Below are 22,404 nucleotides of genomic sequence, written 5' to 3' on the forward strand. Positions count from 1 at the left end.
CAGGGCGCCGGGAGCGATACGGTAGTCGACCTGTCTGACGGCTTCTGCTGACGCCGCCGTTGCCGCCACACCGGGCACCAGCACAACGCACAACAGGGCCTGCAGCAGACCCCAGCGCAGCACGTCCCACCGAAGCACCTCCCAACGAAGCACGTCCCAACGAAGCACACCAGGCGCCGGCATCGGCCGCCGCCTCAGTAGGTGCGGCGCAGTTCCAGCGCGCCATCCGAGCGCGGCTGGCCAGCAATGGACCACCCCAGTTCCAGGGCGGAAAGCAGTTCATGCGCGTCGCCTGCACGGAAGGTGCCGCTGACCGCGAGGTCGGCGATATCCGGGTCGGCGACCACCAGTGGCGTGCTGCCATAGCGGTTCATGCGCTCGACCACAGTGGCCAGGGGCGTGCCGTCGAACACCAGCTTGCCCTGCGGCCAAGCCTCGGCGGCGGCAGTCGAGGACAGCTGCGGGCCGGGTTGGATCTTGCCGGAGGCCAGGACCTGCAGCTGCTGGCCCGGCGAGAGCGTGTGCTGCGCGCTGCCACTGGTGACTTCCACCACGCCTTCCAGCAGCGCGACCTCGACCCGGCCGTCAGCCAGGCGTTCAACCTGGAAGGTGGTGCCGATATCGCGGATCGAGCTGCCGCCGGCCTGCACCCGCAGCGAGCGCGATGACGGTTCGACCTGCAGCTGGATGCGACCGTGTTCCAGCGCCAGTTCGCGCTTGCGCCAGCCGAAGCGTGCGGTCAGCGTGGTGCCTGCGTCGAGCGTGGCGATGCTGCCATCGGCCAGGGTGCGCTGCTGTGGCAGCAGGCCGGCGTTGGCGTAGGTCAGCGGTGTGGGATTGCCATCGGTGTACAGCATCCAGCCCAGGCCAACGGCCAGGCACACGCCTGCAGCGGCGGCGACACCGGGCAGCCAACGCCGCTGCGGCCGGCGTGCCGCACGCGCGGCGGCGGTGCGCAGCCACGGGTCGCTGGCCAGGCCGGCGCTGCGCTGGTGCAGCTTCTCGGCCTGCACCCACGCGCTGACATGTGCCGGATCCTCGGCCAACCAGTCCTCGAAGGACTGCCGTTCTTCGGCGCTGCAGTCGGGGGCGTCCAGCCGGGCTACCCAGGCGCTTGCGTGTTCAAAAAGCAACGTGTCATCCCTGTTGTCGTTGCGGATCATTCGGCATCTCCATCATTGTGGAGAGGATCGGGGCCCAGCTCCTTGCGCAGGCCCTGCAATGCACGGGCAATGTGTTTTTCCACGGTCTTGGCGGTGATGCCGCAATGCCGGGCGATCTGTGTATAGCTCATCCCGGTGATGCGGTTGAGCAGATACACCTCGCGGGCACGTTCGGGCAGCTTGAACAGTGCCTGGCGCAGCAGGGCGAGCATCTGCCCGGATTCTGCCTGACGCAGCGGATCAGGAGAAGCACTGGCGGCTTCTTCGTTGCCGTCGCGTTCGGTCAGCGACAGGTGGTTGCGCGATTGTGGCGAGCGCCCGCGGTCTGCCAGGCGGTTGCGGGCGATGCGGTACAGCAGCAGCCGCAGCTCCTCGGTGCCGTGCGCGCGGTAGCGGATCAGGCGCTCCATGCAGTCCTGGGCGATGTCCTCGGCATCCTCGGGGCCGACACCGCGGGCGCGCAGGAAAGCGCACAGCGGCGCGCGTTCCTCGCGCACGAATGCGATGAAGGCATCCGGAACCCCGGGCAGATCCGGCGCAGGACGGAGCAAAGGGGAGGGCGCGGACAGGGGAGGGCCTCGGACGACGATGACGGACGCGTCACCGAGTTTTACGCGACGGTGACCGGATGGGGAAGCCCACGTTTCTTCCGTATTTCCATTGTGAATGCATTCATGTTTTTTCTCGCCGTCGACTGGGGGCGTCGAGCCCGCTGCTGCGTTCTGCTTTCGACCCGCGTGGTGCGGGCGGAGAGAGAGAACGCAATGAAGCATTCGAAGTTGAGCATCGCCCTGGCAGGCCTGGTGGGTATCGCGACCCTGGGCCAGATGGATGACGTCATGGCAATGAATTATCACGTGCAGGGCGATCGCGTCGTGCTGAGTGGCGGTGTCACCGTCGCCGACGTCGTCGCGCTGCCGGCGCTGCTGGCCAAAGCGCAGGCCGAAGGCCGCCCGATCCGCGAAGTCGTGCTGCGCACCTCCAATGGTGGCGCGCTGATCGCGGGTGAGTGGCTGCAGGGCGTGATCCGCACCAACGGCCTGAATACCATCGTGTCCGGCCACTGCATCTCGTCCTGCTCGATCATGCAGTCCGGTGGCGTCGAACGTTACCTGGCCGGCGACCTGCCGCTGGTCGACTCGGTGCAGATCCACGCTGCCAGCAACAGTGGCAAGGTGATCTACACGCCGTCGCCGCGGATGACCGAGATCTACACCGGCAACTACGGCGGCGGCATGGATGCCGGCCTGCTGCACAAGGCCATGTACGAGGTGGTGCAGCCCAACGGCCTGCTGGTGTTCCGCGACCCGGCCCGGACCACCGGCGCTTCGGTCAGCTTCGATCCCGATGGCAGCGGCCGCAGGCTGGAGACCTTCCCCGGCCAGGACATCTACAGCAACAACATCATCACCGCCGCCGGTTACCGCGATCCGGGCGATACCCTGACGGTCACCGGTAATGTCAGCGGCGACATCAATCCAGGCTACCTGCGCACTGCGCGCCAGCTGCAGGCGTTCGTCGATGACGACTTCGCGCGCTGGAACGATACCGACTTCGCCACCACGTACATCAACTATGCGGTGAACATCTACAACCGCTCCAGCGCCGGCCCGAACGGCATCGGCCCGGCTTCGGTGCAGGATTACCTCAACGATCCGGGTACACAGCAGCTCCTTCTGGGCCAGCTGCGCCTGGATGAACTGGACGCTTCCACGCTGGGCAATTCGGCTGGCGTGATCCGCGTCGCCAAGGGCGGCACCTGGCGCACCGCCGAAACCACCGGCGCCGATTTCATGCTGGTGGAGAACGGCACCATCGCCCTGGAAGGCGGCGCGTTGCGCACGCCGGAGCTGCGCGTGCTGGCGGCCGGCATGGTGGTCGGCCACGGCGACATCGCCTCGGTTGCCACCGACTCGAGCGCACTGCTCAATGGCACCGGCCCGTCGTACCGCGAGGATGGCTTCAACCGCCTGCGCGTGTACGGCACCCTGATGCCGCGTGGTGGTGACCTGGTTACCCATGGCTACGTCAACATCATGCCGGGCGGCAAGGTGCTGTTCGACGTGACCGAGGCAGGCGGCGCCAACAGTGGCCGTCTGCGCGTGGGCGACTTCTACGACAGCGGCGCCAACGAGGGGGCGCTGGTCATCTCGCCGGGCGCCCACCTTGAACTGAACGTGGCGCAGGGCTTCTACGCCGGCAACTACCAGCGTGAGCTGGTGAGCGGCCCGATCTACCAGGGCGGTTTCACCGATGCGGTGCGCCTGGGTGACACCGGCTATACGGCCAGCATCACCGACGGCGAGGTGTTCCGGCCACGCCACAATTCGCTGCTGAGCTTCAACATCAACCAGACCGCCGAGGGCCTGTCGCTGACCGCCAACCCCGGCTTCGACCAGCTCGCGCAGCTTACCGGCAACAATGGCAACGATGGACTCGGTCGCGCGCTGGCTACTGCCGGCCAGCGCCAGGATGCCGGGCTGAAGCCGCTGCTGGGGGCGCTGCAGTTCGCTGACCGCGATGTGATCGCCCAGCAGGCCGGTGCACTGCGCGGTGATGGCCATGCCAGCCTGCGCCTGGCCGACAGCGCGCTGGTTGGCAGCATCGGCAGCGTGGTGCAGCAGCACCAGGCCGCACGGCGCAGCGGCAGCGGTGATGCCGGTGGTTTGGCCGCACAGGCCGCGCAGGCGGCGTCGGCGCAGCCGGGCATGGCCAATGGCAGCCTGTTCAACCAGTTGGCGATGCATCTGGTGGAGCCGGCGGGGACGGGCGGTGGCAGCACCAACTTCGGCGGCGAAGCGCCGCGCAGCCACGGCCTCTGGGGCCGGGGCTTCGGCAGCCATGGCCGCATCGATGGCGAGGGCGGCGTGGCCGGCCTGAGCCATACCGTCGGCGGCATCGTGCTCGGTGCCGATACGCAGCTGGCCGATGACCGGGTGACGCTGGGCGTCAGCGTTGCCGCCGCGGACATGTCGACCAAGGGCCGCGATGGTTCCGGTTTCAGCGGCGACGTGCGCGCGCTGGATGTGGGCGGCTACCTGGATGCCACCTACTCGCGTGGCTACCTGTCGGCCTCGGTGCGCTATACCGATCTGCGCCACGACACCCGCCGCAGCATCGATGGCATCGACGGCCTGCAGGGTCCGTTGCGTGCCAAGTACAACAACGATGCGATCTCGGCCCGGCTGGAGCACGGCTTCTCGTTCACCACCGCCAAGGGCGTAGTGATCCAGCCGCTGCTGCCGGTGGTCGATTACGCGCGCACCTCGGCCACCCGTTTCAATGAAGGGCAGGGTGCCGGCGCACTGGTGGGGCGTGGTGACAGCCTGGAAAGCATCCGCGTTGGTGCGGGCCTGCAGGTGTTCAAGACCTTCGAAGGCAACAACGGCGAGCGCATCACCCCGCGCGCGCGCGTTGTCTGGCAGAAGGAACTGGGCGACACCCAGGCCCGTTACAGCACCGGCTTCGCCGCGGCGCCGGACCTGGTGTTCGGTGCCAGCAGCCAGACCGTGGGCGAGCAGGTGCTGGCCTGGAACCTGGGTGTGACCAGCCGCGCCACCGATCGCCTGTCGGTGATGGTCGACTACGTGGGCGAGCGCCGCGACGGCCAGCTGCAGAACGGCGTGATGCTGGGCCTGGGCTATACGTTCTAAGGCAGTACCGGCACCGGCGGCCGTCGCGCCGCCGGTGCCATCCCCATCGGGGTGCGGGTGCGCTATGGTCGTGGCGGATTTCCGCGCAGACCTTGCCATGCAGATCGCCGTTTTCAGTGCCCGTCCCTACGACCGCCGCTTTCTCGAGGAAGCCAACCAGCGCGAGGGGGCAGGGCAGGATTTCCAGTTCGTGTACTTCGACGCGGCGCTGAACGTGCACACCGCCGCGCTGGCACAGGACTGCGCCACCGTCTGCGTGTTCGTCAACGACAGGCTCGATGCACCGGTGCTTCAGACCCTGCATGCACTGGGCGTACGCGCGGTGCTGCTGCGCTGTGCCGGCTTCAACAATGTGGACTTGGCCAGCGCGAATGCGCTCGGCCTGTTCGTCGCCCGCGTGCCGGCCTACTCGCCGGAAGCGGTGGCCGAGCACGCACTGGCGCTGGTGATGACCCTCAACCGGCACACGCATCGCGCCTACAACCGCGTGCGTGAGGGCAACTTCATGCTCGATGGCCTGCTCGGCCGCACCCTGCATGGCAAGACCGTGGGCATCGTCGGTACTGGCAAGATCGGGTTGGCCACCGCGCGCATCTTCCGCGGCATGGGCTGCACCGTGCTGGGGCACGATCCGTATCCCTCGCCGGCGTTCACCGGGATCGGCACAATGGTTGAACTGGACGAGCTGCTCTCGCGCTCGGACATTGTCTCGCTGCATTGCCCGTTGACCCCGGATACCCAGCACCTGATCGACGACGCCTCGCTGGCGCGGATGAAGCCCGGCGCGATGCTGGTCAACACCTCGCGTGGCGGCCTGGTCGATACCCAAGCGGTGATCCGCGCGCTGAAGTCGCGCCGGCTGGGCCACCTGGCCATCGACGTCTACGAGCAGGAAAGCGCGCTGTTCTTCCAGGACCTGTCCGGCGAGATCATCGACGATGAGGCGTTCCAGCGCCTGATGACCTTCCCCAACGTGCTGGTGACCGGCCACCAGGGCTTCTTCACCGTGGAGGCGCTGCAGGAGATCTCGGCGATCACGCTGGGCAACCTGGCCGATTTCGCGGCGGGGCGGGAGTGCGGCAACCGGGTAGCGGCGGGTTGAGGGGCCGGGCGGGTGGGCGTTTGACGGCAATCGTCACGACCGGATTGACCGCAGGGGCAGGGCGACCGTAAAATTGCCAGCTTCGCCGGAATAGCTCAGTTGGTAGAGCGGCGCATTCGTAATGCGTAGGTCGTAGGTTCGATTCCTATTTCCGGCACCAGTTTCAGCAAAAGCCCCGGCCTTGGTCGGGGCTTTTTGTTTGGGCGGCACGGTTCTCCGTCGGCCCTCGCCCCTGGGCCCTTCAGCTCTGCCTATAATCGGCCGCGCAGATCACCTGCACTGGTTCACCCGCACGGAGGCTTCCCATCATGTCCATTGCTGCAATCCCCGATGTTTCGCTGGTCGACAACAGTGAGCAGCGCACGCCGCTGATCCTGGTGCTGGACTGTTCCGGCAGCATGAGTGGTGGCCCCATCGAGCAGTTGAACGCGGGCCTGAAGCTGCTGGAGCAGGAGCTGAAAGCCGATGTGATCGCGGCCAAGCGTGTGCGCGTGCTGCTGGTCGAGTACGGCGGCATGGACAACGCGGCCATCAGCGGTGACTGGTGCGATGCGATGGATTTCACCGCGCCCACGTTGTCGGCCAATGGCACCACGCCGACCGGTGCGGCCGTGGAAGTGGCGCTGCAGGAGATTGAAGACGAGAAGGCGCGCTTCCGCCAGGCCGGTGTTGCCTACACCCGGCCGTGGCTGTTCCTGATGTCCGATGGCCAGCCCACGGACGCCTGGGAGGCGGTGGCCGAGCAGTGCCGCGAGGCCGAGCAGCAGAACAAGGTGGCGGTGTTCCCGATCGCTGTCGGCAATGCTGACATGAGCGTGCTGGGTCAGTTCAGCCGCAATGGCGAGCGCGGCGTGAAGCGCCTGCAGGGCCTGCAGTTCAAGGAACTGTTCCTGTGGCTGAGCGCGAGCATGCGGGTGGTCTCCAATTCGACGCCCGGTGGCCAGGTGCAATTGCCGGCCACCGACAGCTGGTCACAAGTGCCGGTCTGACCATGGCCTGGCGCGTGATGGCCGCATCGGCCACGGGACGGTCCCATCTGGACCGCGGGCAGCCCTGCCAGGACGCCTATGCGTCGGTGCAGGTGGGGCAGACATTGGTCGCGGTGGTCTGCGATGGCGCAGGCTCCGCATCGCACAGCGATGTGGGCGCCCGGCACGTTTCCAGCAGCGTGGCGGCGTCGGTTACCGGGTCCGCGCAGCTCGGCGCCGATCCACTGGCACTGCCGGTGGACACGCTGCGCAGCATCATCGAAACCGCTGTCGACGATGCGCGCGGGCAGCTGGCGATGCTTGCGCTGAGCCAGGGCCTGAAGCTATCCGACCATGCCTGCACGCTGGTAGGGGCGGTCGCTACGCGCGATGGCGGCTGGTTCTTCCATGTCGGCGATGGCGTGGCCGCGTGTGCGTTCAGCAATGAATCGCCCGATGCGGTATCGCTGCCTGCCAATGGCGAGTACGCCAACGAAACCTGGTTCGTGACCGGTGGCAACTGGCGCGAGCAGCTGCGGTTGACCCGCTTCGAAGGGGCCATCGATGCGCTGGTGCTGATGTCCGACGGCGTGCAGCCGTTTGCGATGTCGCGCGCGGGCGACAGCCTGTTCCAACCGTTCATCGCACCGGTGATCCGTTATCTGGCCGGCGTGGACGAGACCCACGGCAGCCAAGCGTTGCATGCGACGCTGGCCGACCCGCGCACCGATCAGATCACCGGCGACGACAAGACGTTGCTGGTCGCGCTGCCGGCCTGAGCACATGCCCGGGCGCAGCGGCGAAAAGGTCTACGACGCGCAGCGCAGGCCGCTCACCCTGGAGCGGCTGCTCAAGAGTGGCGGTGCGGGCAGCGTGTTCACCCTCAAGGAGCGGCCGCGCGAAGTGGCCAAGCTCTACCATACGGACAAGGACGCGCGCGTCTACGAGCGCAAGCTGCAGGCGATGCTGGAGCTGCAGCCGGACCTGCCGCCGATGGAAGGGCAGGGGGCCGACCAGGTACAGATTGCCTGGCCGATGACCCTGCTGCGGGATCGCAGTGGGCGTTTCATCGGCTTCACCATGCCGATCCTGGATCTGTCGGCCACCAGCGATCTGGAACATGTGCTGCAGGAGCGGCAGGCGCGCGCCGAGGGGCTGCCTACCGGATTGGGCGCGAAGATGACCCTGGCCGCCAACCTGGCGGTGATGCTGGCCGCGCTGCACCGGCGGCAGCACTATGTGGTCGACCTCAAGCCGCTGAACGTGCGGTTCTATCGCAGCACCTTGTTCATCGCGATGCTCGATTGCGATGGTTTCAGCATCCAGGGCAAGGGCGAGCGCTTTCCGGCCGGCCAGGTCACCACCGACTATCTGGCGTCCGAGTTCCAGCAGCCGGGGGTGAAGCCGGGCCAGGAGGAGGCGCAGGATCGATTCGCGCTGGCGGTGATGGTGTTCCAGCTGCTCAATTCCGGCCTGCATCCGTATGCGGGCCGGCCGCAGGGGGCGACGGTGCCCAGTGACCTGCCGGCACGCATCGCCGCCAACCTGTACCCCTACGCGCGTGGCAAGCCGCATCCGCGGATGCTGCCCTCGCCGGTCAGCGGCCATGAGATGTTTCCGCCGGCGCTGCGCGACATGTTTGATCGTGCGTTCTCGGCGCAGGCGCGGCGGAGGCCTTCGGCGCAGGAATGGGCCACGCTGCTGCTGGAATACGCACGGCGCAACGCCGGTCAGCTGGTGGCGTGCGGCAAGGATGCGGCCCACCAGCATTTTGTCGGCATGCCCTGTGCCGCCTGCGCCCGCGCCGAACTGCTGGCCGGCAGCGCACGCGCGGCGCAGACCCGCACGCGGCAGAAGCCGAACAAGGCCCGCAAGCAGCGTGCACGCACCGCCGCGCGCGTCGCCCAGGCGCAGCCGGTCGCCGCGCAGGCGTCGGCGGCCAGCGGCGTTCCCGGCGTGATGTCGCGGGTGACGATGGCGGTGATCGGCACGCTGCTGCTGGGCTGGGTGATGGGCTGGGGCATGCCGGCCTACCGCCGCTACAGCGCGCTGGTGGACCCGGGCATCTGGGATGGCGTGGGGCTGGCCGTGCAGATGGCCATGCTGGCGATCGCGATCCTGCTGTTCATCCTGTTCGTGCCGATGCTGATCATGAGCAAGCGCCCATGAAGCTGCTGGGAGTACTGGCCGTGCTGTTGCTGGCACTGATCGGGATGGCGCCGTTCTGGGGCGACCTCGGCGTGCTGGTCTACAGCTCGATCGGCTGGCTCGGACGAGTGCTGTCGAGCGGCGTGTTGAGTGATGGCAGGGCGGCGTTGCGTGCTGCGCTGCTGATCGGCGGAGCGGTGTCGGTGCTGTCATTCCTGCGCGTAGCGGTGCAGGACCGGGCCGTGGACTATCTGATCGCGTCGGTGATGTTCGGCTTCCTCTCTTTCGTCGTCTTCATCGTCACCGGCATTTCTGGGAATGGCGCTACGGGCGCAGGAAGCGGTCAACAGGGGCCGAGCTCGGTACTGATCGGCGAGGATCGCACTACGGTTCCGCGCTGGTACTCGCGCGGTCATTTCGAGCGGGAAATGCTCAACAAGGTGCACGAAACCGCGCGCACTGCTGCCCGTGGCGATCTGCCGCGTACGCAGGCGCTGATGCAGGAGCTGGATCTGTGGGCGCGCAATGGCCCCGTGCTGCGCGAAGACCGCACCGAGTACGAGCGCCTGCGCGCGGCGTACAACGAGACCATCGAGACCCTTGCCGCCCGGTCCGGCCGCCGCACGCAAAGGACGGCGGGGCTGGCCAGCGATGCGGGCGCGATGGTGGACCGGCTGACGGCAGAGGAAGCGCGCGAGCTGGAGCTGAAGCAGGTCGAGCTGCTGCAGCAGATGTGGAAGCTCTCGCCATCGAGCACCTCGGTTGCGATGCGCCTGCTGGCGACGGATCTGCAGGAGCTGGCGATCCGCTCACGGTGGTCGCCCCGCAAGCCGTTCGACCGTGAGGGCGACGCGGCACTGGAAGAGCGCCTGTGGCGCATCCACGGCACGCAGGAGGTGTTGTTTGCCTATGCACCGCTGGAGGAGCGTCTGTGGAATGCCTACGCTTCGACGATGGTCGACACGGACGAAGAGCTGGCGCTGGGCGCGCTGGTGATTGCCGGACTGATCGACCGCAGTGACAAGAACGCTTCGTCCGATCCCGCCCGGTTCGACGTGAACACGCTGCTGCTTGGCAGCGACGTGTTCATGCTCTCGACGCTGCTGGCCAGTGCGTCCGAAGACCGCATGGAGATCCTGACGGCGCGCGCGACACTGCTGCTGGGCGATGACGATCGGCAGGCGAAGGCAGGCAAAGGCAATGCGCCGGACGCCGCCGACACCGCCGCAGACCCCGCTGGCCCGGCGGTGTCGGAGCCTTCGCCGCCGGCGGTCCCGAAAGCGGACACCGCCAGGCAGGCGCAACGCGCGATGCCGCCAGCGGGGATGCTGGTCGATCGCAAGGGCCTGGCGTTGCGTACGTCACCCTCTCTGCCGCCGTCGTCGCCACCAGCAGAGTATGGGCAGGTGCTGGTCGACCTGCCCGCCGCCGGCTTCAAGGACCTGCGCCATGGCATCCCGCTGCGCGCACCTGTGGAGGCCGACACCATGGTGACCCTGCAGGTGGATGTCTGGCAGACCGGCGTGGTTACGGCGGTGCTGGTGGAAGGCAGCAGTGGCAGCGCCCAGCTGGATGAGGCCGCGCGCCGGGGCGCACGCACCTGGCTCAGCGCGTCGAAGGTGCCCACAGGCGGCGAGCGCAGGCAGGTGACGGTCGTGTTCAAAGCGCCTGTCGCCGCCACGCCGCCAGCGGTGACCGTGGACGCACCAGCGCCGACGGCCATGGACCCGCCGCCGCCGCAGCTGGACCCCGAGCAGGCGTTGGGCGCGCAGTTGGCGGCGATGACGCGCCGTCATCCCCCGCGTTATCCGCGTGGTGACGGGGAGACGGTGCTGGAAGGCAGCGTCGAGCTGCTGATCACCATGTCAGCCGAGGGGCGCGTGCTCGATGTGACCGTGGACCGCAGCAGCGGACATCCTGCGCTGGATCGCGCCGCCCGTGAGGCTGCACTGCAATGGCACGTCACCCCCCGGCGGCCGGTGACCACGGTCAAGCAGATAACCCTGCGTCTCCCGGTGCAGTTCCAGGGCGGCTGACGGATCAGCCCGGGACGCGGCCGTCACCGCGCCCGTACCGGTTGCCGCAGCACCGTTTTCAGGCGAGCAGGCTCTACCTTGCGTGGGTCGCCCAGGTAGATCTCATGATGCGGCCCGGCGAAGGTCAGCCCCTGTGCCGGCATGATCCGTTCATGCAGTTCGGCCAGTGTCGGGCCCTCGTCATCGTAGGCGCCTACATGCAGCGTCTGCAGGCACAGGCCTTCCTCGTAAAGCGCCAGGCGCAGGCTCTGCGGCGCGGTACCACGCTTGTCCGATGCCTTGGCAACCGCTTCGCTGAAACGCGGAACGTCGACGTCCAGCGGTGTGCGGATCATCATCGTCCAGCGCCACGCGTGCTTGCGCCGTGCCACGAAGCTGGACGGGTCGTCGGCCCACCACAGTCCCTCCAGCGGCGGCACCACGTAGTCCCGTCCTTCGGCCTTCATCGCGAACTTCAGTGCGTAGCTGACCGAGTACAGCCACTCCACCGCATCGCGATAGGCCGGCGCCTGGTTCGGATCACCCTGGCCATCGACCATCACGAAGGACATCGGCGGCACCTCGATCCGCACGAACGAGCCGACCGGTGGCCGGTACAGCGCCTTGTCCTGCGTCTTGAAGTCGATCTTCGCCGGCGTGGTGGCGGACCGGGTCATTGCGCGGCTCCGTTGGCAGGCCCCTTCAGCTCCACCGTGTTGCCGTCCGGATCCTTGAAGTACAACGACAATCCGTCGCCCTCGGCACCGAAGTTGACTTCGGCCGGCCCCGGTACCGGTACGCCGTGGGCGGCCAGGTGGGCGACCAGCGCGGCTTCGTCGAAGGGGTGCACGCGCAGGCACAGGTGGTCGACATTGCGCCCTTCGCTGCCCGGTCCGCTGCCGCCGTGGCGACCGAGCGTGCCGTCCAGGCTGATCAGGTCGATCATCGATGCACCCGCGCGCAGGTGCACCAGGCCCAGGTGCTCGCGCCGCCGCACCACCGCGCAGCCCAGCACCTGGCCATAGAAGGCTTCGCTGCGGGCCAGATCGCGCACCCTCAGCACCAGGTGGTCGATGCGTTCAACGCTGAAGGGTCTGTCCATGCCGGGTTCCTCGAAGAAAGGGGAGTCACAACTTGCTGAACCTGTTCAGTCGACTGTGCCGAACGAGGGGCCTCGTCGCCCTCGTGGCCGATGCTACGCTGCCGTCCCCGCGCGTTCTGCCTGCCGCAATGGCGCGGTGCGACAACGTGTCGCATCCAGATCCGGGCCTTTCCTGCGCCTGATCATTGTCAATGCCTTTCTTAAATGGTGGGTGACGGCCTAAAATTGAAAGGCTGACTCGACCCCACCTCACCTGCCTGTCTTCTGGACGGGTGGGCCCGGCTTTGGCCGGTGCGGGCAGGACGGGGAACGGCATTCCCTCGCAATTGGATCGACCGATGATTCCGTTGAAAACCCTTGGGCGCTGGTTGCGCCCGGGCCTGCTGCTCGCATTGCTGGTGATGCTCACCGGCTGCGATGCCGTGGCCATCCTCAGTCCGAAGGGCCAGATCGGCCAGGATGAAAAGACACTGCTGATCACGGCCACCGTGCTCATGCTGCTGGTCGTCATCCCGGTCATCATCATGACCCTGACCTTCGCGTGGAAGTATCGCGCCTCCAACACCAAGGCCCGCTACGAGCCGAAGTGGTCCCACTCGACGGCGATCGAGGTGGTGGTTTGGTCGATCCCCTGCATGATCGTGCTGGTCCTGGCGGTGCTGACCTGGCGGTCCTCGCACGCGCTGGATCCGTACAAGCCCCTGGAATCGGACGTCAAGCCGGTCACCATCCAGGCGATCTCGCTGGACTGGAAGTGGCTGTTCATCTATCCGGAAGAGAAGGTCGCGGTCGTCAACGAGATCAAGTTCCCGGTCAACACCCCGCTGAACTTCGAGATCACCTCCGATACGGTGATGAATGCGTTCTTCATCCCGCACCTGGGCAGCATGATCTATTCGATGGCGGCGATGGAGACCAAGCTCCACCTGATCGCCAACGAGACCGGTGAATTCCCGGGCATGTCCTCGCACTACAGCGGTGCAGGCTTCGCCAAGATGCATTTCACTGCCTACTCGGTCACCGATGCGCAGTACCGCCAGTGGCTGGACCAGGTCCGTGCCGGCGAGCAGAGCCTGGACAAGGCCTCGTTCAAGGCGCTGGGTGAAGCGAAGAATTCCGAGTGGTACCCGGTCACCTACTTCGGCAAGGTTGAAGACAACCTGTTCGACTGGGTCATCGCCAAGCACATGGGCGACAACAAGCACTACGGCATGAAGCATTCCCATGCGGGTGCGGCTGCTGCCGATGCGTCCAGCCATGAAGCGCACGAGGGGCACGCCCCGAGCGACGCGCATGATGCCAAGGAATCCGGGAAGAACCTGGATGCCACCGAAGAACACGAACACGCTGGCCATGAAGGCCACATGGGTTCGGGAGAATGAACATGTTGGGAAAACTCTCTCTTGAGTCGATCCCCCACGATCCAATCGTGCTGACCACTCTGGTCGGTGCGGTGCTGGGTGGCTTGGGCGTGATGGCCCTGATCACCAAGTTCAAGCTGTGGGGCTATCTGTGGAAGGAGTGGTTCACCTCGGTGGATCACAAGAAGATCGGCGTGATGTACATCATCGTCGCCTTCGTCATGCTGCTGCGCGGTTTCTCCGACGCGATCATGATGCGTACCCAGCAGGCCATCGCCGTTGGCGGTTCCGAGGGTTACCTGCCGCCGCACCACTACGACCAGATCTTCACCGCCCACGGCGTGATCATGATCTTCTTCGTGGCGATGCCGCTGATCACCGGCCTGATGAACCTGGCCGTGCCGCTGCAGATCGGTGCGCGCGACGTCGCGTTCCCGTTCGTCAACTCGCTCAGCTTCTGGCTGTTCGTGTCCGGTGCGGTGCTGATCATGCTGTCGCTGTGGATCGGTGAATTCGCCGCCACCGGCTGGCTGGCCTTCCCGCCACTGTCGGGCATCGAGTACAGCAACAATGTAGGTATGGACTACTACATATGGGGACTACAGGTGGCGGGTCTGGGTACCACGTTGAGTGGTATCAACTTCTTCATCACCATCCTCAAGATGCGCACCCCGAGCATGAAGCTCATGCAGATGCCGGTCTTCACCTGGACCGCTCTGGTGACCAACGTGCTGATCGTCGCCGCCTTCCCGGTGCTGACCATCACCCTGGTGCTGCTGACCCTGGACCGTTACCTGGGTACGCACTTCTTCACCAATGACGGTGGCGGCAACGCCATGCTGTACATCAACCTGATCTGGATCTGGGGCCACCCGGAAGTCTATATCCTGGTGCTGCCGGCCTTCGGCGTGTTCTCCGAGGTCATCGCGACCTTCTCGCGCAAGGCCCTGTTCGGCTACAAGGGCATGGTCTACGCCACCGCCTGCATCGGCGTGCTGTCGTTCATCGTGTGGCTGCACCACTTCTTCACCATGGGCTCGGGTGCCAACGTCAATGCCTTCTTCGGCATCACGACGATGATCATCTCCATCCCCACCGGCGTGAAGATCTTCAACTGGTTGTTCACCATGTTCCGCGGTCGCGTGCAGTTCACCACGCCCGTGCTGTGGACCATCGGCTTCATGGTCACCTTCACCATCGGCGGCATGACCGGCGTGATGCTGGCGATCCCGGCCATCGACTTCGTGCTGCACAACAGCCTGTTCCTGATCGCCCACTTCCACAACGTCATCATCGGCGGCGTGGTGTTCGGCATGTTCGCCGGCATCACCTACTGGTGGCCGAAGATGTTCGGCTTCCGCCTCAACGAGTTCTGGGGCAAGTGCGCGTTCTGGTGCTGGTTCATCGGCTTCTATGTGACCTTCATGCCGATGTACGTGCTGGGCTTCATGGGCATGACCCGTCGTCTGCAGAGCACCGTCAACCCGGCCTACGAGCCGTTCCTGCTGGTGGCCGCTGTGGGCGCCTTCATCGTGGGTGCCGGCATCCTGTGCCAGATCATCCAGGTGGCCGTGTCGATCCGCGACCGCAAGAAGACCGCCGACCTGACCGGCGACCCGTGGGATGCCCGTACGCTGGAGTGGGAAACCTCTTCGCCGCCGGCCTTCTACAACTTCGGCACCCTGCCGGAAGTCACCGAGCTGGACGATTTCTGGGAGCGCAAGCAGCGTGGTGAAGCCTGGCCGAAGCCGGCCAAGTACACCGACATCCACATGCCGCGCAACACCGGCACCGGCGTTGTCATCGGCGCCTTCAGCCTGGTGTTCGGCTTTGCGATGATCTGGCACATCTGGTGGCTGGCCATCATCGGCTTCGTCGGCATGATCGCCACGTTCATCTACCGCACCTTCGACCAGGACGTGGACTACTGGGTCCCGGCTGCCGAGGTGGAACGCATCGAGAACGAACACCGCAAGCACCTGGAAGCCCAGGGCCTGGTGAAGTCGGAGCTGAAGGCATGAGCACCAATACCTCGACCCTGAGCCACGGGCACGCCGCACACGCGGCGGCCCATGGCCATGACGACCACGAGCACCACGACACCGGCGGCAACACCGTCTTCGGTTTCTGGGTGTACCTGATGAGCGACTGCCTCATCTTCGCCTCGCTGTTTGCCACCTACGTGGTGCTGGCCGGCGGCACTGATGGCGGCCCCGGCGCGAAGGACCTGTTCGAGCTGCCGTTCGTGGCGTGGGAAACCGCGCTGCTGCTGACCTCGTCGCTGACTTTCGGCCTGGGCATGATCTCCATGCACCGCAAGCAGGTCGGCCAGATGTTCCTGTGGCTGGGCATCACCTGGCTGCTGGGCTTCGGCTTCATGTGCATGGAAGTCTATGAATTCCAGCACCTGATCCATCAGGGCTACGGTCCGGACCGCAGTGCGTTCCTGTCGGCGTTCTTCGCCCTGGTCGGTACCCACGGCCTGCACGTCAGCGCCGGCCTGCTGTGGCTGCTGGTGATGTTCGTGCAGCTGAAGAAGTACGGCCTGACCCCGACCAACAAGACCCGCATGGCGTGCCTGAGCCTGTTCTGGCACTTCCTGGACCTGATCTGGATCGGCGTGTTCTCCGTCGTCTACCTCAATGGAGCGCTGTAATGGCACATGACAACCATGCACACGACCACGCCGCCGGCGGCGAAAGCCACGGCACCGTGAAGTCGTACCTGATCGGCTTCGTGCTGGCGGTGGTGCTGACCGTCATCCCGTTCTACATGGTGATGTCGGGTGATTTCTCGCGCACCGTCAACGGTGTGGTAATCGCCATCACCGCGGTGCTGCAGATGCTGGTCCACCTGGTGTTCTTCCTGCACCTGGACCGCTCGTCGGAGAGCCGCTGGAACGTCAACGCTGCGGCCTTCACCGTGGTGGTGATCGGCATCATCGTGGTCGGTACCCTGTGGGTCATGCACAACATGAACGTGCACATGATGCACTGACGTCTTCGCGACATTGCCACGCAGAAAGGCCGCCCCCGGGCGGCCTTTCTGTTTGTTGCGCGATCGCGGGGAACGCATCCACGCATGGCGTGGATCTACCCGTCACCGCGAAGTCCCCGCACAGTAGATCCACGCCATGCGTGGATGCAGTTGCCGTTCAATGCATCCGGGGTATGCAGTAGATCCACGCCATGCGTGGATGCAGTTGCCGTTCAATGCACCCGGAGGATGCAGTAGATCCACGCCATGCGTGGATGCGGTTGCCGTTCAATGCACCCGGAGGATGCAGTAGATCCACGCCATGCGTGGATGCGGTTGCCTCTCAACCCACCTTGCGCAGGAATTCCTCGGCCTCCATCGGCCGCCCCAAGTGGTAACCCTGCAGCTGGTCGCAGCCCAGCTCGCTCAGGTAGTCGCGCTGGGCCTGGGTCTCCACGCCCTCGGCCACCACCTGCAGCTGCAGGGTACGGCCCAGCGCGATGATCGAGGACACGATGGCGGAATCTTCGTCATTGCGTTCAAGGTCATGCACGAACGCCCGGTCGATCTTCAGCTCGGTGGCCGGCATGCGCTTGAGGTACAGCAGGCTGGAATAGCCGGTACCGAAATCATCGATGGCGATGTGCACGCCCATCGCGGTCAGGTCGTTGAGGATCGCCAGGCTGGCCTCGACATCCTTCATCGCCGTGGTTTCGGTGATCTCCAGGGTCAGCCGCGCCGGGTCGATGCGGTGCCGCTGCAGGACTGAACGCACGCTCTCCAGCAGGGCCGGTGAGGCGAATTGCAGCGGCGACAGGTTCACCGCCATCGTCCAATGGCTGTGTCCGCCGTCATGCCAGGCCCGCAGCTGCGCGCACGCCTGGTCCAGCACCCAGTCGCCGATCGGCAGGATCAGGCCGCTGCGCTCGGCGATGGGAATGAACACGTCCGGCGCCAGCAGGCCCAGTTCCGGGTGCTGCCAGCGCAGCAGCGCCTCGGCGCCGGTGGCCGGTGCATCGGCCGCCGGGAATTTCGGCTGGTAGTGCAGCAGCAGCTCGTTGCGCGCGATCGCCTTGCGCAGGTCCTGCAGCAGCCGCAGCTGGCGGTTGGCACTGAGCTGCATCGAGGGAATGAAGAAGGTGTAGCCGTTGCGGCCGGTTTCCTTGGTGTGGTACATCGCCGCATCGGCATGTGCCATCAACTCGCGTTCGTCGCTGGCATCGTCCGGATACAGGGCAATGCCCAGGCTGGCGGTGACCTGCAGCTCGGCCGCGTCCAGCACGAACGGTTCACCTGCCGCGGCGATCACCCGCTCGGCGACCACCACCGCATCATCAGGCGTATCGATGGCCAGCACGATCACGAACTCGTCGCCGCCGAGGCGGGCGAGAGTGTCCTGCGGGCGCAGCTGCGCCCCCAGGCGCTGGGCCACCGCGACCAGCAGGCGGTCACCCAGCTGGTGGCCATAGGCATCGTTGACGGCCTTGAAGCCATCCAGGTCGCAGAACATCACCGCCACCGACTGCTGGCGGCGTTGCGCCTTCTCGATGGCCTGCTCGATGCGATCCTGCAGCAGCATGCGGTTCGGCAGCTGGGTCAGCGGGTCGTGCAGTGCGGCCTGGATCAGCTTGTTGTTGGCGTGTGCCAGGGAATCGGCCAGCAGGCCGGTGCGCACGCGCATCTGGCGGTCGAACAGCGAGGCCACCAGGGCGATGCCGAGCGTGGCCAGGGTGGTCACGATCACCAGCACTGCCAGCCAGCGGGGATCGATGCCGCCGCTGCCTATGGCGCCGCAGACGCTGCCTGGCGGGAAGCGCGCGGCGGCCATGCCGGTGTAGTGCATGCCGACGATGGCCAGGCCCATCACCAGCGACGCCAGCATCCGCAGGCGCACCGTGTTGCGCTGTTCCACGCGCAGCCGGAAGGCAATCCACAGCGCTGCACCGGCGGCAGCGATGGCCACTGCGATCGACGCGGCAAACCAGCCGGGGTGGTAATCGATACCGGGCTGCATGCGCATGGCGGCCATGCCCAGGTAGTGCATGGCGGCGATACCCAGTCCCATCAGCACCGCACCCGCGGCCAGCCGCTGCAACGGCAGGCTGGGGCGCGACACCAGCCACAGCGCATAGGCCGACGCGCCGATCGACACCGCCAGCGAATACAGGGTGATCGCCAGGTCGTAACCGACCGGAACCGGCAGCTTGAAGGCCAGCATCGCGATGAAGTGCATCGACCAGATGCCCAGGCCCATCGCGGCGGCACCGCCGGCCAGCCACCAGCGGGCGACCCGGCCCTCGGCCGTGGCCAGGCGGCCGGCCATATCCAGCGCGGTATACGATGCCAGCATGGCCACCAGCAACGAGATGGCGACCAGGCTCTGACTGTAACTACCAGTCATGTTGAATCCAGAGGAGGAGGGAGGGGCGCCCGCAAGGCGCACGCCCGCCACCGCTATCGGCACCGACGGGTGGGACTTGAGTGGTCGCAGCAGCTGCGACCCGGCTCGGCTATCCTGCCACGCTCGTTGCCCCTGCAGGAAATCTCCGATGGCCAAAGCCCGCACCGCGTATGTCTGCAATGAATGCGGCGCCGAATACAGCAAGTGGCAAGGCCAGTGCACCGAGTGCAATGCCTGGAACTCGCTGTCGGAAATCGTCCTTGAGAGCGCTGCGGCGGCCAAGGCGCCCGCCTCGCGCCGTGCCGGCTGGGCGGGCAAGATCGACCCGCCGAAGATCACCGCACTGAAGGACGTGGCGCAGACCGAACACAACCGGGTCAGCACCGGCATCGGTGAATTCGACCGCGTGCTCGGCGGCGGCCTGGTCGAGGGCGCGGTGGTGCTGGTCGGTGGTGATCCGGGCATCGGCAAATCCACCCTGCTGCTGCAGGCGGTGGCGAAGATGGCTGCGGTCCTGCCGGTGCTCTACGTCACCGGTGAGGAATCACTGGCCCAGGTCGCCGGCCGCGCGCATCGGCTGGAGCTGCCGCTGGAGGGCGTCAACGCGCTGGCCGAGACCGGTGTCGAATCCATCCTGCAGCACGCCACCAAGAGTGGGCCGCGGCTGATCGTGGCCGATTCGGTACAGACGCTCTGGACCGAGACGCTGACCGCCGCGCCCGGTTCGGTCAGCCAGGTGCGCGAGAGTGCCGCACGGCTGGTGCGTTTCGCCAAGGAAACCGGAACCGCCGTGTTCCTGGTCGGCCATGTGACCAAGGAAGGCGGCATCGCCGGCCCGCGCGTGCTGGAGCACATGGTCGATGCCGTGCTGTATTTCGAAGGCGAGAGCGGCAGCCGCTTCCGCCTGCTGCGCGCGTTCAAGAACCGCTTTGGTGCGGTCAACGAACTGGGCGTGTTCGCGATGGGCGACAAGGGCCTGAAGGAGGTCTCCAATCCGTCGGCGATCTTCCTTTCCGGTGCCAGCACGCACCAGCCGGGCAGCTGCGTGATGGTTACCCGCGAGGGCACCCGGCCGCTGCTGGTGGAAGTGCAGGCGCTGGTCGACGCCTCGCCGCTGTCCAATCCGCGCCGCGTGGCGGTGGGGCTGGAGCAGAACCGCCTGGCCATGCTGCTGGCGGTGCTGCATCGGCATGGCGGCGTGCTGGTTGGCGACCAGGACGTGTTCGTCAACGTGGTCGGCGGCATCCGCGTGCAGGAGACCGCCGCCGACCTGCCGGTGCTGCTGGCGGTGCTGTCCTCGCTGCAGGACCGTCCGCTGGCCGAGAAGACCATCGCGTTCGGCGAAGTCGGCCTGTCCGGTGAAATCCGGCCGGTGCCCAACGGCGAGGACCGCCTGCGGGAGGCGGCGACCCACGGTTTCAAGCGCGCCATCGTGCCCAAGGCCAATGCCCCCAAGGGCGGCTCGGTGAAGGGCATGGAAGTGATCGCGGTCGAACGCCTGTCCGAGGCCATCGACGCGGCGTGACCGGGGTCGGGTCCGTGCTCGGACCTGCAGATGCGGCCGACGGCACAGCAGCGGTCAGCCAGCCTGTGCTAGTTTTCCCGGCTCGACGAAGGCGCCCCCTGGCGCCTTTCCGTGGCAAGGAGTAATCGTTTACATGCAGGACCCGATGTTCAGCACCCCCGCCGCCGAAATCCGCCGCGCCGGGGTCGATCTCAATGGACTGATGACGGTGCTGGGCAAGCACCTGTATTCCACGCCGATGGTGGCGCTGCGCGAGCTTGTGCAGAACGCGCACGATTCGATCATCCGTCGCCGTATCGAGCAGCCCGGCATCCAGAGTGTGTCGCGCATCGACGTGCAGGTCGATGTCGCCGCCGGTGTGCTGCGCATCACCGATACCGGTGCCGGCCTGACCCGGCAGGAAATCCACGATTACCTGGCCACGGTCGGTGTCGGTTACACCCGGGGCCTGCGCCAGGACGGCGAGGACGATGAAGGCCTGATCGGCATGTTCGGCCTGGGTTTCCTGTCGGCCTTCGTACTGGCGCGCCGTGTCAGCGTGCGTACCACCTCCTACCAGGCGCCGCAGCTGGGCCACCTGTACGTGTCCAGCAACGCCGAGCAGTACACCGTCAGCGAAGTGCCGGCGCGCGCGATCGGCACCGAGGTCGAGCTGGAGCTGCATCCGGACTTCCTGCCGCTGGCCAACGAAGCGCGCCTGCACGAGGTGCTGGGCCGCTACTGCGCGCTGCTGTCCGAGCCGATCTTCATCGGTGCGGCGGCCGCCGCGATCAATCCCGAACCGCCGCCGTGGCGCGGGCAGGGTGACGTCGCCCTGCATCCGGTGCAGGCACGCCGCCAGGCGCAGCAGTTCGCGGCCCGGTTCGAACACGATTTCGAGCCCATCGTGACGATGCCGCTGCAGTCCGATGGCAGCAGCGACGCCGTCGGCATGCTCTGGGTGCAGGACGGTGCCACCTACGGCACCAGCGACAACCGCAACCTGTCGGTGTTCGTGCGCGGCATGCTGCTGGACGACGATGCGCGCGACCTGCTGCCGCCTTGGGCCGGTTTCATCGGCGGGGTGATCGAATCGTCGAAGCTGACCCCGACCGCCAGCCGCGAGGACCTGCAGCGCGATGACCACTATCGCGCCGTGCAGCACGCCCTGCTGGAAGCGCTGATCGATGGCCTGGCCGACGTCGCCCGGCAGCAGCCCGAAGCCTGGCGCCGCGTACTCAGCCGCCACAATGAAGCCCTGCTGGGCGCGGCGCTGTGCGATGAGCGCCTGTTCGACCTGCTGCTGGAACACGTGCGCGTGCCGACTTCGCAGGGTGACCTGCCGGCCAGCGCGTTGCCGGCGCGCGGCGCAGTGCATGTGATCCTCGACAACGGTGGTGGCTTCGAGGAAATGCTGTTCCGCGCGATGGGCGTGCCGGTCGCGCATGGTCATCGCTACGCGGTGGTGCCGTTCCTGCGGCGCTGGGCCCAGGCCAAGGGCCTGCGCCTGGTCGAACTCGGTACCGAGCAGGGCAACCGCGCACTGTTCCGCACCGACGACAGCCTTGACGATACGCAGTTGGCCTGGCTGCGCGAACACCTGGGCGATGGCGAACAGCTGCTGCCGGCGCGGTTCAGCCCCGAGGCGCTGCCGGTGGTGGTGGTGCCCGACCGCGAAGCCGAACTGAAACAGCGCCTGGAAGACGACGAGAACGACAAGCGCGTATCGATGGCGGCATTGCGGCTGGCGCGCCAGTTCACCGCGCGCATCGAGGCGCGTGCGCCGTCGCGGCTGTACCTCAACCTGGACAATCCAGCGGTGCAGGCGTTGCTGCAGGCCCAGCGCGAGGGCCACCCGCAGGCCGGGGCGGCCGCGCGCCTGCTGCGATCGCTGAAGATCATCGTGTCCGCACAGGGCCGGCCGCTGCAGCAGAGCGCGGCGACGCCGGGCCCCGATCTCAATGGTGCATTTACCGACATTGCCGGTGCCCTGCAGCAGATGCTGCGCTGA

The 22,404-nt window shown here is 66.5% G+C and carries 17 protein-coding genes and 1 tRNA gene; 13 read left to right on the forward strand and 5 right to left on the reverse strand.

All coding sequences use genetic code 11. From position 1 onward, the window contains the following. Window positions 1–194 precede the first annotated feature (194 nt). Both AC1DCU_RS11055 and AC1DCU_RS11060 read right to left on the reverse strand, forming a co-directional pair. On the reverse strand, window positions 195–1,163 hold the full coding sequence (locus AC1DCU_RS11055; RefSeq protein WP_032975982.1) for a FecR family protein: 969 nt from the start codon (window positions 1,161–1,163) through the stop codon (window positions 195–197). Then, complete coding sequence (locus AC1DCU_RS11060) at window positions 1,160–1,660, reverse strand: RNA polymerase sigma factor (RefSeq protein WP_080149532.1); 501 nt, start codon at window positions 1,658–1,660, stop codon at window positions 1,160–1,162. The genes AC1DCU_RS11055 and AC1DCU_RS11060 overlap by 4 nt, the downstream gene beginning before the upstream one ends. Window positions 1,661–1,927: 267 nt before the next feature. Between AC1DCU_RS11060 and AC1DCU_RS11065 the strand changes: the two genes are divergently transcribed. The 7 genes from AC1DCU_RS11065 to AC1DCU_RS11095 all read left to right on the forward strand — a co-directional run bounded on the left by AC1DCU_RS11065 (window position 1,928) and on the right by AC1DCU_RS11095 (window position 11,070). After that, the gene (locus AC1DCU_RS11065; protein WP_442251343.1) at window positions 1,928–4,816 is read left to right on the forward strand and encodes an autotransporter domain-containing protein; all 2,889 of its coding nucleotides are present in this window, start codon (window positions 1,928–1,930) and stop codon (window positions 4,814–4,816) included. 97 nt (window positions 4,817–4,913) lie between these two features. Further along, window positions 4,914–5,918 carry a 2-hydroxyacid dehydrogenase gene (locus tag AC1DCU_RS11070; protein WP_442251344.1) on the forward strand — a complete coding sequence of 335 codons (1,005 nt, stop codon included), beginning with the start codon at window positions 4,914–4,916 and terminating at the stop codon, window positions 5,916–5,918. A gap of 84 nt (window positions 5,919–6,002) precedes the next feature. After that, a tRNA-Thr gene (locus AC1DCU_RS11075) sits at window positions 6,003–6,078 on the forward strand. 148 nt (window positions 6,079–6,226) lie between these two features. Beyond that, the gene (locus tag AC1DCU_RS11080; protein WP_051584968.1) at window positions 6,227–6,907 is read left to right on the forward strand and encodes a vWA domain-containing protein; all 681 of its coding nucleotides are present in this window, start codon (window positions 6,227–6,229) and stop codon (window positions 6,905–6,907) included. A 2-nt stretch (window positions 6,908–6,909) separates the two neighbouring features. Further along, on the forward strand, window positions 6,910–7,665 hold the full coding sequence (locus tag AC1DCU_RS11085; RefSeq protein ID WP_309909943.1) for a PP2C family serine/threonine-protein phosphatase: 756 nt from the start codon (window positions 6,910–6,912) through the stop codon (window positions 7,663–7,665). Window positions 7,666–7,669: 4 nt separating this feature from the next. Beyond that, window positions 7,670–9,055, forward strand: a complete 1,386-nt coding sequence (locus tag AC1DCU_RS11090) for a hypothetical protein (RefSeq protein WP_442251345.1) — start codon at window positions 7,670–7,672, stop codon at window positions 9,053–9,055. Further along, window positions 9,052–11,070: an energy transducer TonB family protein gene (locus AC1DCU_RS11095; RefSeq protein WP_442251346.1), complete on the forward strand. Its 2,019-nt coding sequence runs from the start codon at window positions 9,052–9,054 to the stop codon at window positions 11,068–11,070. The genes AC1DCU_RS11090 and AC1DCU_RS11095 overlap by 4 nt, the downstream gene beginning before the upstream one ends. Before the next feature lie 23 nt (window positions 11,071–11,093). Here AC1DCU_RS11095 and AC1DCU_RS11100 read toward each other — a convergent pair whose 3' ends face one another. Both AC1DCU_RS11100 and AC1DCU_RS11105 read right to left on the reverse strand, forming a co-directional pair. After that, window positions 11,094–11,726 (reverse strand): GyrI-like domain-containing protein, encoded by a 633-nt coding sequence (locus AC1DCU_RS11100; protein WP_032975988.1) that lies wholly within the window; start codon window positions 11,724–11,726, stop codon window positions 11,094–11,096. Next, a complete protein-coding gene (locus AC1DCU_RS11105; protein ID WP_032975989.1) occupies window positions 11,723–12,151 on the reverse strand; it encodes a VOC family protein in 429 nt (142 codons plus the stop codon). Before AC1DCU_RS11105 ends, AC1DCU_RS11100 begins: the two co-directional genes overlap by 4 nt. A gap of 338 nt (window positions 12,152–12,489) precedes the next feature. Here AC1DCU_RS11105 and cyoA point away from each other — a divergent pair, with 338 nt between their 5' ends. From cyoA to cyoD, 4 genes are read left to right on the forward strand one after another with little or no spacing between them, the layout of a single operon-like run. After that, window positions 12,490–13,533, forward strand: a complete 1,044-nt coding sequence (cyoA, locus tag AC1DCU_RS11110; RefSeq protein WP_025873834.1) for a ubiquinol oxidase subunit II — start codon at window positions 12,490–12,492, stop codon at window positions 13,531–13,533. A 2-nt stretch (window positions 13,534–13,535) separates the two neighbouring features. Next, entirely contained in the window at window positions 13,536–15,533 is a 1,998-nt protein-coding gene (gene cyoB, locus AC1DCU_RS11115; RefSeq protein WP_025873833.1) for a cytochrome o ubiquinol oxidase subunit I, read from the forward strand. Further along, window positions 15,530–16,168 carry a cytochrome o ubiquinol oxidase subunit III gene (cyoC, locus tag AC1DCU_RS11120; protein WP_025873832.1) on the forward strand — a complete coding sequence of 213 codons (639 nt, stop codon included), beginning with the start codon at window positions 15,530–15,532 and terminating at the stop codon, window positions 16,166–16,168. The genes cyoB and cyoC overlap by 4 nt, the downstream gene beginning before the upstream one ends. Further along, entirely contained in the window at window positions 16,168–16,509 is a 342-nt protein-coding gene (gene cyoD, locus AC1DCU_RS11125; protein WP_025873831.1) for a cytochrome o ubiquinol oxidase subunit IV, read from the forward strand. Before cyoC ends, cyoD begins: the two co-directional genes overlap by 1 nt. A gap of 322 nt (window positions 16,510–16,831) precedes the next feature. Here cyoD and AC1DCU_RS11130 read toward each other — a convergent pair whose 3' ends face one another. Next, a complete protein-coding gene (locus tag AC1DCU_RS11130) occupies window positions 16,832–18,889 on the reverse strand; it encodes a putative bifunctional diguanylate cyclase/phosphodiesterase (protein ID WP_442251350.1) in 2,058 nt (685 codons plus the stop codon). A gap of 148 nt (window positions 18,890–19,037) precedes the next feature. Between AC1DCU_RS11130 and radA the strand changes: the two genes are divergently transcribed. Next, entirely contained in the window at window positions 19,038–20,414 is a 1,377-nt protein-coding gene (gene radA, locus AC1DCU_RS11135; RefSeq protein WP_025873829.1) for a DNA repair protein RadA, read from the forward strand. A 133-nt stretch (window positions 20,415–20,547) separates the two neighbouring features. Next, window positions 20,548–22,404, forward strand: a complete 1,857-nt coding sequence (locus AC1DCU_RS11140; RefSeq protein WP_059063497.1) for an ATP-binding protein — start codon at window positions 20,548–20,550, stop codon at window positions 22,402–22,404.

It is taken from the genome of Stenotrophomonas sp. 10L48 (genome assembly GCF_056395105.1).

What these genes read in the sequence shown, in the direction of transcription:
- AC1DCU_RS11070 (WP_442251344.1), top strand. Translation starts at nt 4,914, where the DNA reads ATGCAGATCGCCGTTTTCAGTGCCCGTCCCTACGACCGCCGCTTTCTC.
- AC1DCU_RS11100 (WP_032975988.1), bottom strand. Translation starts at nt 11,726, where the DNA reads ATGACCCGGTCCGCCACCACGCCGGCGAAGATCGACTTCAAGACGCAG.
- AC1DCU_RS11140 (WP_059063497.1), top strand. Translation starts at nt 20,548, where the DNA reads ATGCAGGACCCGATGTTCAGCACCCCCGCCGCCGAAATCCGCCGCGCC.
- AC1DCU_RS11130 (WP_442251350.1), bottom strand. Translation starts at nt 18,889, where the DNA reads ATGACTGGTAGTTACAGTCAGAGCCTGGTCGCCATCTCGTTGCTGGTG.
- AC1DCU_RS11090 (WP_442251345.1), top strand. Translation starts at nt 7,670, where the DNA reads ATGCCCGGGCGCAGCGGCGAAAAGGTCTACGACGCGCAGCGCAGGCCG.
- AC1DCU_RS11055 (WP_032975982.1), bottom strand. Translation starts at nt 1,163, where the DNA reads ATGATCCGCAACGACAACAGGGATGACACGTTGCTTTTTGAACACGCA.
- radA (WP_025873829.1), top strand. Translation starts at nt 19,038, where the DNA reads ATGGCCAAAGCCCGCACCGCGTATGTCTGCAATGAATGCGGCGCCGAA.
- AC1DCU_RS11085 (WP_309909943.1), top strand. Translation starts at nt 6,910, where the DNA reads ATGGCCTGGCGCGTGATGGCCGCATCGGCCACGGGACGGTCCCATCTG.
- cyoD (WP_025873831.1), top strand. Translation starts at nt 16,168, where the DNA reads ATGGCACATGACAACCATGCACACGACCACGCCGCCGGCGGCGAAAGC.
- cyoC (WP_025873832.1), top strand. Translation starts at nt 15,530, where the DNA reads ATGAGCACCAATACCTCGACCCTGAGCCACGGGCACGCCGCACACGCG.
- cyoB (WP_025873833.1), top strand. Translation starts at nt 13,536, where the DNA reads ATGTTGGGAAAACTCTCTCTTGAGTCGATCCCCCACGATCCAATCGTG.
- AC1DCU_RS11095 (WP_442251346.1), top strand. Translation starts at nt 9,052, where the DNA reads ATGAAGCTGCTGGGAGTACTGGCCGTGCTGTTGCTGGCACTGATCGGG.
- AC1DCU_RS11105 (WP_032975989.1), bottom strand. Translation starts at nt 12,151, where the DNA reads ATGGACAGACCCTTCAGCGTTGAACGCATCGACCACCTGGTGCTGAGG.
- cyoA (WP_025873834.1), top strand. Translation starts at nt 12,490, where the DNA reads ATGATTCCGTTGAAAACCCTTGGGCGCTGGTTGCGCCCGGGCCTGCTG.
- AC1DCU_RS11065 (WP_442251343.1), top strand. Translation starts at nt 1,928, where the DNA reads ATGAAGCATTCGAAGTTGAGCATCGCCCTGGCAGGCCTGGTGGGTATC.
- AC1DCU_RS11080 (WP_051584968.1), top strand. Translation starts at nt 6,227, where the DNA reads ATGTCCATTGCTGCAATCCCCGATGTTTCGCTGGTCGACAACAGTGAG.